At 43.6% G+C, this 16,004-nt stretch carries 13 protein-coding genes and 1 pseudogene; 6 read left to right on the top strand and 8 right to left on the bottom strand.

From position 1 onward, the window contains the following. Nucleotides 1-175 precede the first annotated feature (175 nt). Nucleotides 176-2,479: a GDYXXLXY domain-containing protein gene (locus ACIFQM_RS07915; RefSeq protein WP_430044346.1), complete on the top strand. Its 2,304-nt coding sequence runs from the start codon at nt 176-178 to the stop codon at nt 2,477-2,479. A gap of 226 nt (nt 2,480-2,705) precedes the next feature. Here ACIFQM_RS07915 and ACIFQM_RS07910 read toward each other — a convergent pair. Next, nucleotides 2,706-3,315, bottom strand: a pseudogene (locus tag ACIFQM_RS07910) (homocysteine S-methyltransferase). 275 nt (nt 3,316-3,590) lie between these two features. On the opposite strand from ACIFQM_RS07910, the gene ACIFQM_RS07905 reads away from it, so the two are divergent. Both ACIFQM_RS07905 and ACIFQM_RS07900 read left to right on the top strand, forming a co-directional pair. Next, nucleotides 3,591-4,646: an AEC family transporter gene (locus ACIFQM_RS07905; RefSeq protein ID WP_430044300.1), complete on the top strand. Its 1,056-nt coding sequence runs from the start codon at nt 3,591-3,593 to the stop codon at nt 4,644-4,646. 17 nt (nt 4,647-4,663) lie between these two features. After that, nucleotides 4,664-5,683, top strand: a complete 1,020-nt coding sequence (locus tag ACIFQM_RS07900; RefSeq protein WP_430044301.1) for a 2-hydroxyacid dehydrogenase — start codon at nt 4,664-4,666, stop codon at nt 5,681-5,683. A gap of 51 nt (nt 5,684-5,734) precedes the next feature. Here ACIFQM_RS07900 and ACIFQM_RS07895 read toward each other — a convergent pair whose 3' ends face one another. The 5 genes from ACIFQM_RS07895 to rlmN all read right to left on the bottom strand — a co-directional run bounded on the left by ACIFQM_RS07895 (nt 5,735) and on the right by rlmN (nt 11,243). Next, complete coding sequence (locus tag ACIFQM_RS07895; protein ID WP_430044303.1) at nt 5,735-6,472, bottom strand: response regulator; 738 nt, start codon at nt 6,470-6,472, stop codon at nt 5,735-5,737. Beyond that, complete coding sequence (locus ACIFQM_RS07890; RefSeq protein ID WP_430065223.1) at nt 6,469-8,118, bottom strand: ATP-binding protein; 1,650 nt, start codon at nt 8,116-8,118, stop codon at nt 6,469-6,471. Before ACIFQM_RS07890 ends, ACIFQM_RS07895 begins: the two co-directional genes overlap by 4 nt. A 260-nt stretch (nt 8,119-8,378) precedes the next feature. Continuing rightward, the gene (locus tag ACIFQM_RS07885) at nt 8,379-9,311 is read right to left on the bottom strand and encodes a dihydroorotate dehydrogenase (protein ID WP_430044306.1); all 933 of its coding nucleotides are present in this window, start codon (nt 9,309-9,311) and stop codon (nt 8,379-8,381) included. Continuing rightward, nucleotides 9,292-9,993: a dihydroorotate dehydrogenase electron transfer subunit gene (locus tag ACIFQM_RS07880; protein WP_430044308.1), complete on the bottom strand. Its 702-nt coding sequence runs from the start codon at nt 9,991-9,993 to the stop codon at nt 9,292-9,294. The genes ACIFQM_RS07885 and ACIFQM_RS07880 overlap by 20 nt, the downstream gene beginning before the upstream one ends. 152 nt (nt 9,994-10,145) lie before the next feature. Continuing rightward, nucleotides 10,146-11,243: a 23S rRNA (adenine(2503)-C(2))-methyltransferase RlmN gene (rlmN, locus tag ACIFQM_RS07875; protein ID WP_430044309.1), complete on the bottom strand. Its 1,098-nt coding sequence runs from the start codon at nt 11,241-11,243 to the stop codon at nt 10,146-10,148. 283 nt (nt 11,244-11,526) lie between these two features. On the opposite strand from rlmN, the gene ACIFQM_RS07870 reads away from it, so the two are divergent. Beyond that, entirely contained in the window at nt 11,527-12,396 is an 870-nt protein-coding gene (locus ACIFQM_RS07870) for an AraC family transcriptional regulator (RefSeq protein ID WP_430065221.1), read from the top strand. A 192-nt stretch (nt 12,397-12,588) separates the two neighbouring features. Here ACIFQM_RS07870 and ACIFQM_RS07865 read toward each other — a convergent pair whose 3' ends face one another. Then, on the bottom strand, nt 12,589-13,035 hold the full coding sequence (locus tag ACIFQM_RS07865; protein WP_430044313.1) for an AbrB/MazE/SpoVT family DNA-binding domain-containing protein: 447 nt from the start codon (nt 13,033-13,035) through the stop codon (nt 12,589-12,591). 2 nt (nt 13,036-13,037) lie between these two features. Next, nucleotides 13,038-13,514, bottom strand: a complete 477-nt coding sequence (locus tag ACIFQM_RS07860) for a hypothetical protein (RefSeq protein WP_430044315.1) — start codon at nt 13,512-13,514, stop codon at nt 13,038-13,040. Nucleotides 13,515-13,580: 66 nt separating this feature from the next. Here ACIFQM_RS07860 and ACIFQM_RS07855 point away from each other — a divergent pair, with 66 nt between their 5' ends. Together ACIFQM_RS07855 and ACIFQM_RS07850 are read left to right on the top strand one after the other, a co-directional pair. Continuing rightward, nucleotides 13,581-14,936: a helix-turn-helix domain-containing protein gene (locus ACIFQM_RS07855; RefSeq protein ID WP_430044317.1), complete on the top strand. Its 1,356-nt coding sequence runs from the start codon at nt 13,581-13,583 to the stop codon at nt 14,934-14,936. Between the two features lie 300 nt (nt 14,937-15,236). After that, the gene (locus ACIFQM_RS07850) at nt 15,237-15,362 is read left to right on the top strand and encodes an aspartyl-phosphate phosphatase Spo0E family protein (RefSeq protein WP_235332259.1); all 126 of its coding nucleotides are present in this window, start codon (nt 15,237-15,239) and stop codon (nt 15,360-15,362) included. Nucleotides 15,363-16,004 lie beyond the last annotated feature (642 nt).

The raw sequence follows: 16,004 nt of genomic DNA, 5'->3' as shown, positions 1-16,004 counted from the left end.
ACAGCATATGGATAATAGCATGGGTATGCTGGCATGGAGTTCAGCAGCGATACAGGAGAACAATCGTATACGGTGGTTCTCCTTTTTTTATGACCTGATCCTAATTCCGATTTGGTTCTTAGCCCTTTCAACGCTATAATAGGCATCAAACCAACAGGAAAGGGACGTGAAACGAATGCTGCGATTCAATGCGATACGTATGGGCTATCTGCTGGGCATCTCACTGGTACTGGCCGCGATTATTTATTTTTTCGCCTCCAATTGGGGTGGGCTGGATCGGACGGCCAAGATTGTGCTGGCTGCTGCGCTTATCGTTCTGTTCTATGGCTTGTCCTTTGTATTTGCACGTGTACGCGCTGTTCCCAGTCAGCAAGCCTTTCTGTCAAATATATTTCTGGTGGCAGGCTGTATAGCCTTTGGCGTTTCCGTGGCGTTGCTCGGTCAAATATACAATTCTCACGCGGATAGTTACGGGTTATTTTTAATCTGGTCGGTTCCGGCTTTGCTGCTAAGCTGCATTACCCGCTACAATCCTTTTTATATGCTGTCTTATGTGCTGATTCATCTCGCCTTGTGGTTCTACTTTTACCCTACGATGCAAAGCACGCCTTATAGCGAACTGGAATCGCTGTCCATAGCCGGAGTGTTCGCACTGGTCAATCTGGTGTTGTTTCTATTGACGTTCCTCCATCGCCCAAACTCTGGACCGCTGAAATATATGAGCTTTATCGTTTTCCATATTGCCGTGCTGACGATGACTAACTCTTTTGCATTGGATGGATATGGTCTCATTATGAACATACCCTGTATCGCTGTAATCACTATTGGATTTTATGTGTTTATCAAGGTCCGACTGAGTAAAACGCTGCTCACCTTGAATGCATTGGCGGCCTCCGCTTTTGCTGTCTTTAAATTTATTGAGTTGGCGGAAGCATACTCTTCATCGCTGTTCTTTGTCTTTGGATTGATTTTTGTGGCGCTGCTGCTGACGGGTAATGTATGGTTTTTCCGCTATTTGAACCGTTTAGGGAAATCATCGCTAGAGGATGGAGAACTATCCAACGAGGAAAAGCGGGATGCTGCAGAGTCTGATACACAGACATCGGACATGAGTGCATCGGAGTCTGAAACAGCGGTTTCCGAGGAACGCGGGGGTGAATGGATCAGCAAAACCGTTTCCCGCATGATTAAGATAGTCGGAGTGCTGATCGGCAGTATATCCCTGATCGGATTAATTAACATAAGCACGAATGTAAACCACACCGAATATGTACTGTTGGGTGTGTCGTTGCTGCTGATGATCTCGATGATTCTCATTCCGGACTCCAAGCTGGATTCTGTAATACGCTATACCTTGCTGACGATCAGTTATATTACAGGCTGGGTAGCCATTCTCTGGTCAGATATGACGTTGCTTTCGGTACTGTTTTTGATCGTTTCCATCGCCGGATGGTTTCGCTCCAAAGGGAAAAGGCAGATCTTTTTTACCTATACCTTTGTAAACCTGAACTTGGCGACCATTCTATTTCAGCAGTTTCAGGAGTGGGATTCTTGGAACTGGTCCTTTGAGTACATTATCCTTGCTCTTTTCTTGGTCAATGCTGTGCTGTATGCAGCAAGTTATTTTATACCCAAGACGGCATCGCGGGAACACCTTCGGGATAGCTCCTTATTTTTCAGCCTGCTATTTATGTTGTGGGCGACCTTTTTCGAGGATGTCATTCCACACTCTTATGTGCTGACTAACATTCTTTATTTCGTTATCGTTACAGGTATGGTCTTTGCCTTCATCCGACTAAAACATAGATCGGAGGCCATCACAAGCGTAGCGTTCTGGTTTATTTTTATTGGCTTCAAGTACTATGATTTGTTGTGGACGCTACTGTATAAGTCCTTTACGCTGGCACTGGTGGGTGTCATTGCAATCGGAATTACGTGGTGGGCAGATCGGCGGATGGCCCATAGCGGCAAGACAGCGTTTGATGCTGACCACCGCAGCTTTAGCTTCATACGCTTAAGCCCGCTGCTGATCGCCGTAGTCATCGTGCTACAACTCGGTGTGATCGGCTATCAGACCGTGAGAAGTGAAACCCTGCTTGCCACAGGCGCTTCCATTAAGCTCAAACTGGCTCCTGTAGACCCTCGCTCCCTGTTACAAGGCGATTATGTCATGCTGAATTACGATATCTCTACCCCTTTTTCGCAGGACAATTGGAACCGGGGCAAGGTTAAAGTCGTTCTCACGCCGGGTAGCCAAGGAGTATATATCGCTGATCGACTGTACCAGGATGGTGAAAAGCTTGCCCATCATGAGGTCATTCTGAACGGGCAATGGGATGGTACGCGTATTCAGTACGGTATTGAGAATTATTTCATCCCTGAAGGAACCGGGCGTAATGTTGAACAGAACGCTCATTATGCCTATATTCGGGTAAGTCAGAACGGGGATGCGTTGCTGGAACGGCTATCAGACAGCTAACCGGAGCTCGTGGAGCTTATCTTGCTTATCGTACCCGGTGGGGTGGCTGTCCTTGCTGTTGTACGTCACACCTGCATGATGCGAAGACCCAGTCGTCATTACAAAAGACAGGCTGAACCAAGCCCCTCCATCGCTGGAGAACCACTTGATTCAGCCTGTTTACTTTTACAGAACAGTCGAAGGACATCCCATATGGATTACCTCTTCATCCTACGCTCAGCCCTGCTTATGCATCTCTCGACCATGCCACAATCTCTTGGATATCCTCAGGCCGAGTCCGGCAACAGCCGCCAAGCAGACGGGCTCCTGCTTCATACCATTGGCGGGCACTCTGCCCGAACGTCTCGGTACAGCTCGTACCGTGCCATGTCTTGGTAACCGGGTCATATTCCTCCCCCAGATTGGGATACACCACCACGGGTTTATCTGTATGACTGCGTATTTCGTGGATGAGCGATGGAATGTATTGCGGCAAAGTACAATTAATACCTACAGCAGCCACTTGCTCATGCTCATCCAGCCATTCGGCGCACTCAGCGGCGGACTCCCCATATCCGTACCGAGGACTGAATCAACTCCAGCGCTTCATTTTCGCTTAGCCCCCGTTTGACGTAGCCTTCAACGGTAGCCTGATAGCTCGCGGTGATCGCGCAGTCTGCACCCGCTTCGAAATAGTCTCTATGCACACGCTTGATAGACTCCGGGTGCTCATGAAGTATTTTAGCCGACCATAAGCTGTCGTTCAGATCATGCCCGTGACGCTCCAGCTCCGTAGCCATTGCGCCATCCAGCACGATCAGCGGAAATTCGGCCAGTATATGCTGTATCGGATTCATAGGTTCCTCCTGCTTGTTTCCTCTATTTAACCCACTGATTAAGTGGGATTTAATGATTTACATTATAGCATGTATGTTGGTGAGTACCTCTCATTTTCTCATCTGATGTAACCTATAAATTTTTTAAATTAGTTTCATAAGTTAAATTAATTACATATTGTTCTTTTTTTCACAAAGTTATTTTACTATAAAGGTGCAAACCAACACTTTGGCCAAAAGATCAGGGAATTGCATAGTCATATATGTGAAAAAAGGTACAAGAGAGGGTTTTATCTATGTCTTTACTAGAAATGATTACAGCGACCTTAACAGATAACAAAATTGTCAGTTCTATTGCTTCCACCGTTTTTATTATTCTTCTTGGTTTTTTTTGCCGCAAGAAGGGGATTTTTAACGCAGCAGTAGGAAAGCTGTTATCCAAGGTTGTTCTAACCGTGGCTCTACCAGCACTAGCCTTTAATTCTTTCATGCAGGATATTAATCCTATAATGTTAAAACAAGGTATTAATGTTTTGATATGGGGTATTCTCATTTATATTATTCTCATCTTTATTTCAAAACCTTTCTTCCTGAGCTACGACAAGGATAAACAGGATGTTTTACGAGTGTTGACTATTTTCGGTTCTACTACTTTTTTCGGAATTCCAATTGTCGGGGCCATTTATGGGCCTACCGGAGTTATGTACAGTTCCATTTTTAATATAGGCTACCGCATCTTCTTATACTCCTATGGCTATATCAAAATGAGCGGCTTAAAAATGGAGCTTAAAAATCTCAAAACCATGTTTTTAAATACGATTGTTATCGCCACTTTTCTAGGCTTATTAGTTTGGTTGTTTCAGGGCTATTTGCCACAAATGAGCGTAGCTACAGAGGATGGGGCCATTCAGCAGTTCGCTTTTCTAAGAATTGATCAAACCGCTGTCTGGTTGTTCAAGCCCATGACCTACCTTGCTGGGCTAGCTTCTCCATTAGCCTGGTTATCCATTGGCTCGACATTGGGTGAGATCAGCTTCAAATCGGCAGCTACTGATAAGACCTCTTGGTATTACAGCATAGTTAAAGTTTGGATTGTTCCCATTATTAACATCATTTTACTAACCTTGTTGACTGTATCTCATATTCTGTCAGTCGATTCTGTCGCTTTATCTACTATTGTCATTATGATGGCTACTCCTACAGCTACCGTAGCGGCAGCCTATGCCATCAGTTTTGACAAGGAAGCCATATTGACATCCAATGCATCGCTTCTATCTACTATAACTTCTGTCGTCATGATTCCAGTTTGGATCATCACGCTAAATATCATCGATAAAATTGGAATTTTCTAAATCAGGGGGAAAACAACATGTTAAAAATAATTTGCTATGGTGTCCGTTCTTATGAACAACCATATTTCCATGACCTCAATAAATACAACTTCCAACTAACGTTGGTAGAAGAACTGTTAACCTCTAGCAATGCAGAATTGGCAAAGCATCACGATGCCGTTTTGCTAAGAGGAAACTGTGCCGCGAATCGAGACAATCTCACGAAATTTAAGGAATACGGCATTCAATATGTTTTCACCAGAACAGTCGGAATCAACCACATTGATTTGGATGCCTGTAGCGAATTCGGAATGAAGGTCGCACGCGTGCCATCCTACTCTCCGAATGCCATCGCGGAGCTATCCTTAACTCTGGCCATGATGCTGTTCCGTCATACAGCTTATATGACTACCAAAAGCTCGTTCAAAAATTTCATTGTGGACGAGCATACATTCAGCAAAGAGATCCATAACTGTAAAGTTGGGATCATCGGGGTCGGTCGCATTGGCCTGACGGAAGCCAAATTGTTTAAAGGCTTAGGAGCATCTGTTATTGGCTATGATGTGTACCAATCCGACACAGCCAAGGAAGTCATTCCATTTACAACTTTAGATGAACTACTGGCAGAGAGTGATATTGTCAGTGTGCACGTTCCCTATCTGCCGGGACAGAACGACAAAATGATTAATGCCAGATTTTTAGAAAAAATGAAAAAGGGATCTATTCTAATCAATACTTCACGTGGCGAGTTACAAGATAACCAAGCCATTTTGGACGCTTTGCTTAGCAACCATCTGGAAGGCTTCGCTACGGATGTCTTCCCTAAAGAAGATGAATTATTTTTCAGAGCATTTGACCCATGGCAAATGCTCCCCGATCCAACGATCCAGAAGCTTATTGAGCTGTATCCAAGAGTTTTGGTTACGCCTCATGCCGGCTCGAATACCGTTACGGCGCTATCCAACATGATTGAAACTAGCTACGACAACTTCCATGATATACTTACGACCCAATCATCGGATAATCTGGTCCCACTTCCTGTTCTTTCTATGAACTAATCAAGAAGCTCAACACTCTCGTTGGACAAAAGAGAACCGCTATTTCCAGAATTACAATGGAAATAGCGGTTCTTTTAAATTAGGATTCACCTGATAGAGCATTAGCGGCCTTCCAACCTTATGGTATTCTATGGATTCAATCAAGAAGCTATCATCTACCAGGAATTGGATATATTTTTTTACCGTAATACGAGACAAGTCCACTTCTCTAGCTAAGGTTTCGACGGAAAATGGACCGTCCAGCTCTTGGATGCTTTTCAGTATCGTGGTCATGGTCAGTTTCGACAAATTTTTGGACAGGTTTCTGGAAAGATTTTTGGATAGGTTTTCAGAAGGTTCTTTCTTCTCCATACCCGTATGCTCTTCTTTATTAAAATAGTGATCAATGACAGCTTGATTAATTCCGTTCCCTTCCTCCATCACCGTAGCCAAACGCTGGATTTTCTCAACAGCCAGCTTAAAGCGTTCGAATGTAAAGGGTTTAATTAAATAGTCCGCAACTCCATAAAAAACAGCTTCCTTCACCGTTTGAATATCTTTTGCAGCCGTAATTAAAATAACAGACGCGTGATACTGATGCTCCTGAATATGTGATAATAAAGTCAACCCGCTTTTCCCGGGTAAATAAACGTCCAGTAACACCAGATCTGGTGTCCATTTTTGAAGACAATCCTGTGCCTTTTTAACAGTATCTGCCATACATACAACATCCAAATTGTCCATGCGTTCAATAAACTGTTGATTTAGCTCAGCAACCATGGGATCATCCTCAACAATTAAAACCTTCATTCATTTGTCACCTCCAATGTACAGGGCAACTCTACATATATACTTGTTCCCAGGCCCGGTTGGCTGTCGAGCTCAATGATCCCCTGATGATTTTCTACCATGGTTCTAACCAGATTCAAGCCATAGCCTCTGTCTTCACCTTTGGTTGAGAAGCCATGCTCGAATATTCTTTTTTGCATTTCATAATCAATCCCCATACCATTATCTTTCACTTTCAGAATGAATACATTTCCCTCACATTCATAGTTCAATTTCAACTCAATTCTACCAGGTTGTTTTTTTTGTAAAATCGAGTCTATGGCGTTGTCAAAAAAATTGCCCAGTATGTGTATGACATCATGAACGATGTCCTGCATTTCCACATTGGAGACGTTTGAGCTTTCTTCAAGAAGAACCGAAATATTCTGTTCGCTGGCTTCGTTGATCTTACCCATAATAAAACCTGCTAATGCTGGAACTTTAATTCTCTCGGTCAGAAAGCCTACCTCATTTTGATACCGGTGATTTAGCTGCTGGATATACTGACTAACCTCTGTATATTGCCTCATTTCAATCAACCCGGATATCACGTGCATTTTGTTCATAAATTCATGGGTCTGTCCGCGCAGGGAGTTAATATAATATTTTGTACCACTTAACTGGTTGCTAAGATGAATCATCTCGGATTGGTCGCGCAGCGTTGCAACTGCCCCAAAAAACTCATTTTCAATATATATAGGGGTTACTGTCGCAATGACTTCTATACCATTCACATAAAATGAGCGATCCTTGATCTTCTTCTTGTCATCAAACACTCTCTTGAAGAGCACATTATAAAAGTTGGTATCCACCTGCTCGCCAATCGGGGCTTCCATGTCCTGGTTCGCCAGTTGATACTTGGCCTGAGCTTCTTTGTTCATGAGTATAATTTTCTTGTCAGCCGAAATGGCTATAATTCCTTCAGCGACCTCATTTTCAATAATTTCTTTTTCACGTAATCGTGCTGCTATTTCTTGCGGCTCAAGCCCGAATAAAATTGTTTTGATTTTTTGAGCCAGGATGATAGCGCCCAGAACCCCACTAAAGAGCCCAAGCATCAGTCCTCCAAAAATGGTATACTGCGCCTGCATCAAATCATGATTCAGGGTTCTCATGGTCAGTCCTACACATACAATGCCAATGACCTCATTCTGTTTATTAAATATCGGCGTAAAATATCGGTAGCCTGAGCCCAAAATACCTATATTTTCGGAAAAATGGCCCTGACCGGATAGCGCTCTTCTGGCATCATTCAGATCAGAGAACGGTTTGCCAACCATCGTTTCATCCGGATGGGATAGTCGAATTAAATCACGGTTCAGAATGACAACAAAATCTACATTAACGTTATTCATTACTCTGAGCGAATAGTCCTGGATCTGCTTCACAGGAACTCCCTGCTCAACATTTCGAATGACATCGCTGTCACTTGCAATGACCTTGGCAATACCCGAAAGTTTTTCCTTCGTATTATCAAAATGCTTGTTAATCACGAAATTACGAATGAGAAGCAAGGATATAATTAAGGAAATAATAATAACTAAAACAACCAAAATAATAATCATAAACTGTAGCGAAACTTTGAATTGTCGTCTCGGTTTCGACTTACCTTTAAATCTCAATCCCATCACCTAGCTTCTTTCTCAAGCTCTCCATTGGGAAGAAGAGCATGTCTTCTGTCCTATTAATCCCTTAATATATTCGACATTGTTTGACAATTTCCCTCTTAACCTGCAAACTCTAAGAGCTCCAATGACCACAAACGTAGCCTCTATCTGAAATAAAACAATATGCTGAATAAGGGATAACTAATATAAACATAAAACCCCCTTGTCTTGAACAGACAAGGAGGTTCTATGTGCTTTCATTATGAAAATGAGGAAGTATTTTATACGATTCCCCGTATCTCGTCCAACGTCTGCACCTTTTCCCGTTGCATCCATTGTTCAAGACCGTAGACCAGCTCGGCTCCTGCGTGCAAGTGGACAAAATTGTATGTTCCCACCTGAATCGCAGCTGCTCCTGCCATCGTAAATTCGATAATATCCTCCACCGAGCTGATGCCCCCCATCCCGATTACCGGAATGGATACCGCCTGCGCCACCTGATGAACCATGCGCAAGGCAATCGGCTTGATCGCCGGGCCAGAAAGACCTGCATACGTATTCGTAAAAACACTTCGCCGCCGACGTATATCAATTTTCATCGCAGAAAAGGTATTGATCAGCGAGACGCCATCTGCGCCTTCTTCCTCGCACATGACCGCCATCTGCGTAATATTCTCTGCATTTGGGGACAGCTTCACGACTAGCGGAAGCGCCGTTACGTTGCGCACCTGCCGTACTACGTCCCGCGCCACCTCCGTCTGGATGCCGAATTGCATTCCGCCCTGCTTTACGTTGGGACAGGAAATGTTCAGTTCCAGCATATCGACGCCTCTGCGGTTCATCGTGCGCCGTTTTTGCGCATTTTCCGTAATCATGGCTACAGCCTGAACGTACTCCTCCAGATTCGAGCCACCCACATTAGCAATCACAGCCGTGTTCCAGCGCGTCATATCATCCAGCTCATCCTTCAAAAAGGCCGCAACACCTGGATTTTCCAGTCCCACGCTATTGAGCATACCGGATGCTGTTTCATGTATGCGTGATCCGGTATTGCCCGCCTTCGGATGAAGGGTTAATCCCTTGCCGACGATGCCCCCCAACAGATCAGGAGAGTAAAATTCCGCATACTCACGTCCAAAGCCAAATGTACCGGATGCCATGATGATCGGGTTCTTGAACGGTACGCCCGCAATATTACACGCCATGGAGATCATCAAAATCCACCTCCTCTACCGGGAATACAGGCCCTTCCTTACACACCCTCTTATTACCTCCACGGGTATGCATGGTGCAGCCCAAACACGCGCCAATACCACAGGCCATATGTCTTTCTGTTGAAATATATAAACGGGATGACGAGCCTTCTGTCTTCTCTGCAAGCGCTTGTAGCATCGGAGTCGGCCCACAGGAAAACATATTCGCATAGAGATGAGGATCGACCTTCTCGACGATGCTTCCCCCTACCTTGACTTGCACAGATGCTGCCACAGCTTCAAAAGCATTCACCCCAAAGGCTTGCTGCGCAAATCCCAAATAAACATGTGCATGCGGATAATGCTTTGCAGCCAGCAGCAAGGGTGCCGTGCCCATTCCACCGCCTACTAACGCCAAGCTGCCTTCTACCTGAGGAAAGCCATTGCCGAAAGGTCCTTCCAGCTGGATCTCCTGCCCCGGCTGCAACCGGGAAAACAGGCTTGTCCCTTCTCCAACAACCCGATATAAAAAGGAAATGTCCTCATCCCCGATATCGTAAATGCTGATAGGTCTAGGTAGCAATGGGTAACCGATACTGGTACGCAGCATGTAAAACTGGCCCATTTTCCCTGTAAAGGTTCCCTCTATTTTCATCACATAAATGCCCGGAACGAGCGCCACATTCGAAATTACGTTAGCCATATAACCCCTCCACTAACCACTCACTATAACGTAAAAACAGCCGCAATTACGTGACTATTTTCACATTCATAGACTAAGTTAGGTAGGAGCGCTTTTCTTTCAATAGTCCAGGCATAAAAAAGCGTACTCCTGTTAAAGAGTACGCTTCTGTATTAACTAATCGCTTCGCGTTCCGGACTGCGACTCCCTTTTGCATCCTTGCGGATTTGCTTGCTGCGCAACTGTCCGCAAGCCGCGTCAATGTCGACTCCATGCTCCAGCCGAACACTACAGCTAATGCCTTGTTTTTTCAGAACATCATAGAAGCCCGTAATCGACTCCGACTCACTCCGCTGGTATTGGCTATGCTCATCCACCGGATTGTATGGAATCAGGTTTACATTTGCCAAATTACGACGGTGGCCTACCAACTCAGCCAACTCCAGCGCATGCTCCTTGGTATCATTAATATCCTTCAGCAAAATATACTCCAGCGTAATCCGACGATTTGTTTTATCCAGATAGTAATCAATCGCCTCCATCAGCTTCTCAATCGGAATCGCCCGATTGATCTTCATAATGCGGGTACGAGTCTCATTATTCGGCGCATGAAGGGAAATCGCCAGATTGACATGCAGATCGGAATCGGCAAATTCAATAATTTTATCGGCAAGTCCGCTTGTGGACACTGTAATATGACGCGGACCAATCGCCAGTCCTTTATGATCCTTAATGACTCGGATAAAGTCGGACAGGTTCACGAAGTTATCAAACGGCTCGCCAATCCCCATCACAACGACGTGACTGACCCGGTCGCCCGGACGTTCCTGATCCAGATACAGCTGCACCTTCATAATCTGCTCGACGATTTCACCGCTGGACAGGTCACGACTCTTCTTCAACAGCCCGCTCGCGCAAAAGCTGCACCCGATGTTACAGCCCACCTGCGTGGTCACACATACCGACAGCCCAAACTTGTGCCGCATCAATACTGTCTCAATCAGATTTCCATCCTGAAGACGGAACAAGAATTTGACCGTCCCATCCGTAGACTGCTGCTTCACATGCTCTTCCAGTGTTTCAATTGGAAAATGCTCTGCCAACAGGCGGGTACAGTTCTCATGAACCTCCGTCATCGCGGCAAAATCAGTAATCCGTTTCCGGTAAAGTGCGTCCCATACCTGCAACGCCCGGGATTTCTTATGTCCATGCTCGATGAGCCATGCTGTCAACTGATCTAGTGTTAATCCATAAATGGATTCTTTTTTCATGTTCGATCCTCTTTTCAAAACGTTAAAATTCGTCTCAGCCATCATTGCATCATAGCATGTTTAAGCAGTCTTCGCTATTCAAACGCTTCTTTCATTGTCCCAAATTTTAATTATGAACACAAGGGGGGCAGGCGAATTGGAGCTTCCAAAATTTCAGTATGAAATTCCGACTTGAAACAGAGTGTATGTCCCATTAAACTAGGCGACAGAGTCTGTTCGACAAGAGCACGCAAAGACAGGATTACGGACACCGCTAATGATATGATTACATCCAAGGAAGGTGATGCGGTTGGAATGGTTACTTCGGATCAAGAACGCACTGGATCTGATAGAAGAAAGAATGCAGCAGCCACTGGATATCGACGAAATTGCAAAGGCAGCCTATTCGTCTCCCTTTCATTTTCAACGTATGTTTCATATGCTTACCGGCGTCACGGTAGCCGAATATGTACGTAAGCGTCGATTGACCCTGGCTGCACAGGAATTAAGTCTTTCTACCACCAAGGTCCTGGATATAGCGTTCAAATACGGATATGATTCCCCTGAATCTTTTTCTAAAGCGTTCCGTAAGGTACATGGTATATCTCCCTCTGAGGCCAGAAGCCCTGGGGTGAACCTGAAAGCCTTTCCACGTATTACCTTCCATCTATCGTTGAAGGGAGATCAGGATATGGATTATAAAATTGTAGAGAAAGCGGCCTTTACGGTCATTGGGAAGTCCATCCAAGTCACAACGAAAGACGGTGAAAATTTCCGGGAAATCCCGAAATTCTGGGACGAGCTGAACGCGGATGGTACATCGGATCGGATTCAAGCCTTGGGAACAAGCGAGGATATCCTCGGTATTTGTTTGGATTTCAAGCATGGGGAAGAGAAATTCACGTACCTGATTGCCGCCGAAGGCAGTGAGGACGTAGCCACCTCCAACGGATTAGAGTTCAGAACCATCCCAGCCGAAACTTGGGCTGTGTTTACATCCATCGGCCCTATGCCTCATACGATTCAAAAGGTATGGCAAAGAATTTTTCAGGAATGGTTCCCTGCCAGCCATTATGAGCATTCAGGCGGACCCGAGCTGGAGGTATATATGATGGGGGACTCGCGGGCTGAGGACTATCGCTGCGAAGTATGGATTCCGGTTATGAAAAAGTAAACCCATAACAAAGCTGATAAACATCTATAAGCAAGTACGAGACAGAAAAACCACCCGGGATAGGTTCGAGAGCCTAACTATCCGGTGGTTTTTCATACTGTTTGAATTTCTCGATGTGTTTGCTACGCAAGCAGGCATTTTTTTGTTGTATACAATTGCTCGGAAAATGATCGAAAATGGATCTCGGTCAGCCTACAATAACTTTTTGAGTTGAGATATACGGCCTTGCGAAACGCCAATCCATTTGGCGTATTCGCTTTGCTTGGCATTGGGATGTTCACGCATCAATTCTCTTAGTTTTTCGATCAAGTTTTGTGCCGGCTGATACGTTCGTTTTTCTCTTTGTCTTGGCTCCTTAATCTTGGGCACTGGTATTGTACTAATGCCTATATTCCCCTTCATTTCAGTTATGCAGTTCGTACATAAAAGCTTGCCCTTGAAATAGGTTAGACGTTCAATTGAGCCACACAGCTTACAAGAAGTGCCGACATACTTTTGCAGACCAAAGAAGCTCCCTTCATCATCCACAAGAAATTCAATACCATCACCAACCTCCAAGTTCATGGTTACGCGCATTTCTTTGGGGATAACGATCCGAAATAACGTATCTAGAGAGCGTATCATACCTGTATTTTTCAATGCTAACCTCTCCTTTTGAGTATGGTAGAATTGATGCCCGGATTGGACTTAATCTCTTTCTCATTATTTTTGTTCTGTGTAATTGTTTGACAAAGATTCCTTAAACGAGCTATTGGTATGCGTAACATATCAGAATAATCCTGTTGTGTAGCGTCAGGGTACTTTTCTAGCAAAACCAAAAGCAGCTGTGTCATCACCTCTTTTGGTTGTGGATTCCGTTTATCCTTTTGAGTAGCTATCAATTGACTTTTACATTCATTGCATATGAGAGATTTTTTAAAGGTGCTTAATACCTCGGTTGATTGGCAAAATTTACAGGATTGGCCGATGTATTTACCTAGTGATATTGTGCTCGCTTCTGCATCCATAAAAATTTCCACTGAATCGCCTGGTCTAATATCAACCATATATAGTATTTCTTTAGGCAATCCGAATCGTCCTAGCGAGTCTATCTTTCTTGTCATTGCTATATTTGTCATTGAAACAACTCCCTATTACCAAGATAAAAAGCAATAAAATAGAAGTATTTATTATTATTCCAAAAGATGGTACAATTAAGGAAAGAAAAAGGCTTGAGCAAGACTCAATTTGGGCACATCGCAGGCTTGAATCCCGGCACGATAAGTGGCATTCTGACGAGCAACCGTCCTATTTCCGTTTACCAATTGGATCTCATTACTGCGGGCATGAATTTACCACCGGATCATTTTTATGAACGGTATGTTGAAGAGTGCACTGTAGATGAACCGATTAACTGGCGAAGAATTTGCCCCTTCCTGTACCGATGTGTGCAGTTTCATCGACTGGATTGTTTGCAGCGAGTGGTAAGTGTTCTACTAGATAATCTTGGCTATCTTCCCAACCTTTTTGAATTAGCCGAAGCTTCTTTCCAAAATGGGTATCAGGACGCAGCCGCTTACCTGTATGAAAATATAGCCGAGAGTGAAAAGCAGCAGCATTCCGAACGACTTGCCTTGTCCCATTATCGGTTGTTTCAGATTGCGGTTGGAAAGGATCAGAATCTTAACTTGAATGCAGCGAATAAGTTTGAGACGTTTGTCCATCGCTTACATGAGATAGATCAACTGGATGCCTTAAAAGATTTAGCAAACGTGTATAGATCATTAAGCCTGTGGGACAAGGTTTATGAATTTGCATACCAAATGGGTCAATTAGGACAAATTCAATATGATTTGGTTCATAACTCTAAGCGAAAAGGAACAGAGCCGCAGAAAAGTCCAAGTAAGCCGCTGTTTGCCTACATAGCTTATTCTAAGCTGCTGTGTGCTAATGCTTGCGATGCAAAAGGAGATCATGAACAAGCATTAGCACACATTCGCGGTTATGCTGATCTAAGTTGGGTAAAGGAGAATGACCCAGATTCACTTTATTGGAAGAATCAATATCAGCAATGGGCGAAAATTAATACGTACGTAAACAAGCTTATGTCTGGAGATATTAGTATCTTGCCCGATTATGTAGAGTATATAGCAGGCGAACAACACATTTTTGCTGAACTCCTAAATGTCATGGAAACGGCCAATAGATACAATATTGATGTGGATCATATCCTCAAGCGTTTTGAATCCCAAATCGTAAACTATCATGAATCTTCATCGGATGACGTATTCACACAACAAGTTTTACCAGAGGAATACGTACGATTTTGGTATAAACTAGCAAAATATAGCCTAAATAAAGGTAGATATCCATATGGTTTCAAATGTCTGCTAAATGCATGGGAAAAGGCTGAATTCATTAATAAAGGACTACTTTCGCATAATTGTGCAATGTTATTTGAACGATTCAAAGCGTATGCCGTTTCTGAAACACGAGATCAGTTGCACAGTCTATGGGAAAAAATTGATCAAAAAGATGGTTTTCTTCTTGGCGGTAATTAGCTTTTTACTGGTATTCGCATCACAATCTCAAGCTGATTATCCAATTCCTGGACACTCAAGCCCTGGCACGATTGAAACTCAAGGTCACATTGGTGGAATGTGATCCGGTTTTTAATTTTATTACCATTGACCAGCCTAGCCGCTGGTCTTTTTTTGCTATATTTTGCTGATTTTTGATTGCTAAAACAGCCATTCATATTTCCACATTCCATCCTAAAATGAGATACATTAGGAGGAAATGCGCTATGAATACAGATGAAACGTTAAATCGACAGTTGGAAGATGCCCGGCAACGATTGCATGATCTGTACGAAACAGTATGGTTTCGGACATGCCTGTGTGCTTGAACAGTCTATGCTTTTGGATGAACTGATAAATCAGTACAACCGTATGTTCCAGACCAAGAAGCTGACCCAACTGATATAACCAAACATCCTCATGCTTTCAAAGCTACATCACCTACATTGTTTTTCTTGCCTTAGCATGACGCTGGTTTCGTTCAAGTAAATAAAACGGATGCTGTTTATGCGGAACTATCCCTCCTCTCATCTAACTAATATAATCATTCTATATAATGGCTTTTTTAAAATAAAAATACATTAACAGGAAATGGAAATACAAGCTTGTTAAAAGCTTTGTGAGGCTAGCTATCTAGGAGAGGGGATTCATTTATAGGGGATTATTGAACATTTGCGTAGAAAAACAGAAATCGTGTGATATAATTATTATTGAAATGATTACCATTAATTAAAAATTTATGTATTTTTGTAACGCAAGATGTATACACCTCCTATCTACTTCAATAGTGCATAGGAATTTGTATAAATATCACTTAACAAGGTATTTAAGCTACTTGTTTGGAAAGGAGTCCTGGCTGTGAAAATGTAGTGACATACGAAGCAAGATCAATCGGTAGAGTGACCGGGTCAAGGGCAGCGAAAATGCCACCCAAGACCGAATGTGTGCATCAACCGGTCAAGAAGGGAGGGGATATAAGTGTCTGGATAATGAGATGAAGGATCACCTACTTTTTTGCATCATGATCCTTCCAATAAAAATAAATACAAA

Origin of the sequence: Paenibacillus sp. NRS-1782, from assembly GCF_050467685.1 — a bacterium.
Lineage (GTDB): Bacteria > Bacillota > Bacilli > Paenibacillales > Paenibacillaceae > Paenibacillus > Paenibacillus terrae_A.
The sequence above is the reverse complement of the archived record's forward strand: the minus strand, read 5'-3'. Positions and strand labels throughout refer to the sequence as shown.

Bases quoted from the DNA above. Each gene is read 5' to 3' on its own strand.
- ACIFQM_RS07915 (WP_430044346.1), top strand. From the start codon at position 176: ATGCTGCGATTCAATGCGATACGTATGGGCTATCTGCTGGGCATCTCA.
- ACIFQM_RS07905 (WP_430044300.1), top strand. From the start codon at position 3,591: ATGTCTTTACTAGAAATGATTACAGCGACCTTAACAGATAACAAAATT.
- ACIFQM_RS07900 (WP_430044301.1), top strand. From the start codon at position 4,664: ATGTTAAAAATAATTTGCTATGGTGTCCGTTCTTATGAACAACCATAT.
- ACIFQM_RS07895 (WP_430044303.1), bottom strand. From the start codon at position 6,472: ATGAAGGTTTTAATTGTTGAGGATGATCCCATGGTTGCTGAGCTAAAT.
- ACIFQM_RS07890 (WP_430065223.1), bottom strand. From the start codon at position 8,118: ATGGGATTGAGATTTAAAGGTAAGTCGAAACCGAGACGACAATTCAAA.
- ACIFQM_RS07885 (WP_430044306.1), bottom strand. From the start codon at position 9,311: ATGATCTCCATGGCGTGTAATATTGCGGGCGTACCGTTCAAGAACCCG.
- ACIFQM_RS07880 (WP_430044308.1), bottom strand. From the start codon at position 9,993: ATGGCTAACGTAATTTCGAATGTGGCGCTCGTTCCGGGCATTTATGTG.
- rlmN (WP_430044309.1), bottom strand. From the start codon at position 11,243: ATGAAAAAAGAATCCATTTATGGATTAACACTAGATCAGTTGACAGCA.
- ACIFQM_RS07870 (WP_430065221.1), top strand. From the start codon at position 11,527: ATGCGGTTGGAATGGTTACTTCGGATCAAGAACGCACTGGATCTGATA.
- ACIFQM_RS07860 (WP_430044315.1), bottom strand. From the start codon at position 13,514: ATGACAAATATAGCAATGACAAGAAAGATAGACTCGCTAGGACGATTC.
- ACIFQM_RS07855 (WP_430044317.1), top strand. From the start codon at position 13,581: ATGGTACAATTAAGGAAAGAAAAAGGCTTGAGCAAGACTCAATTTGGG.
- ACIFQM_RS07850 (WP_235332259.1), top strand. From the start codon at position 15,237: ATGATCTGTACGAAACAGTATGGTTTCGGACATGCCTGTGTGCTTGAA.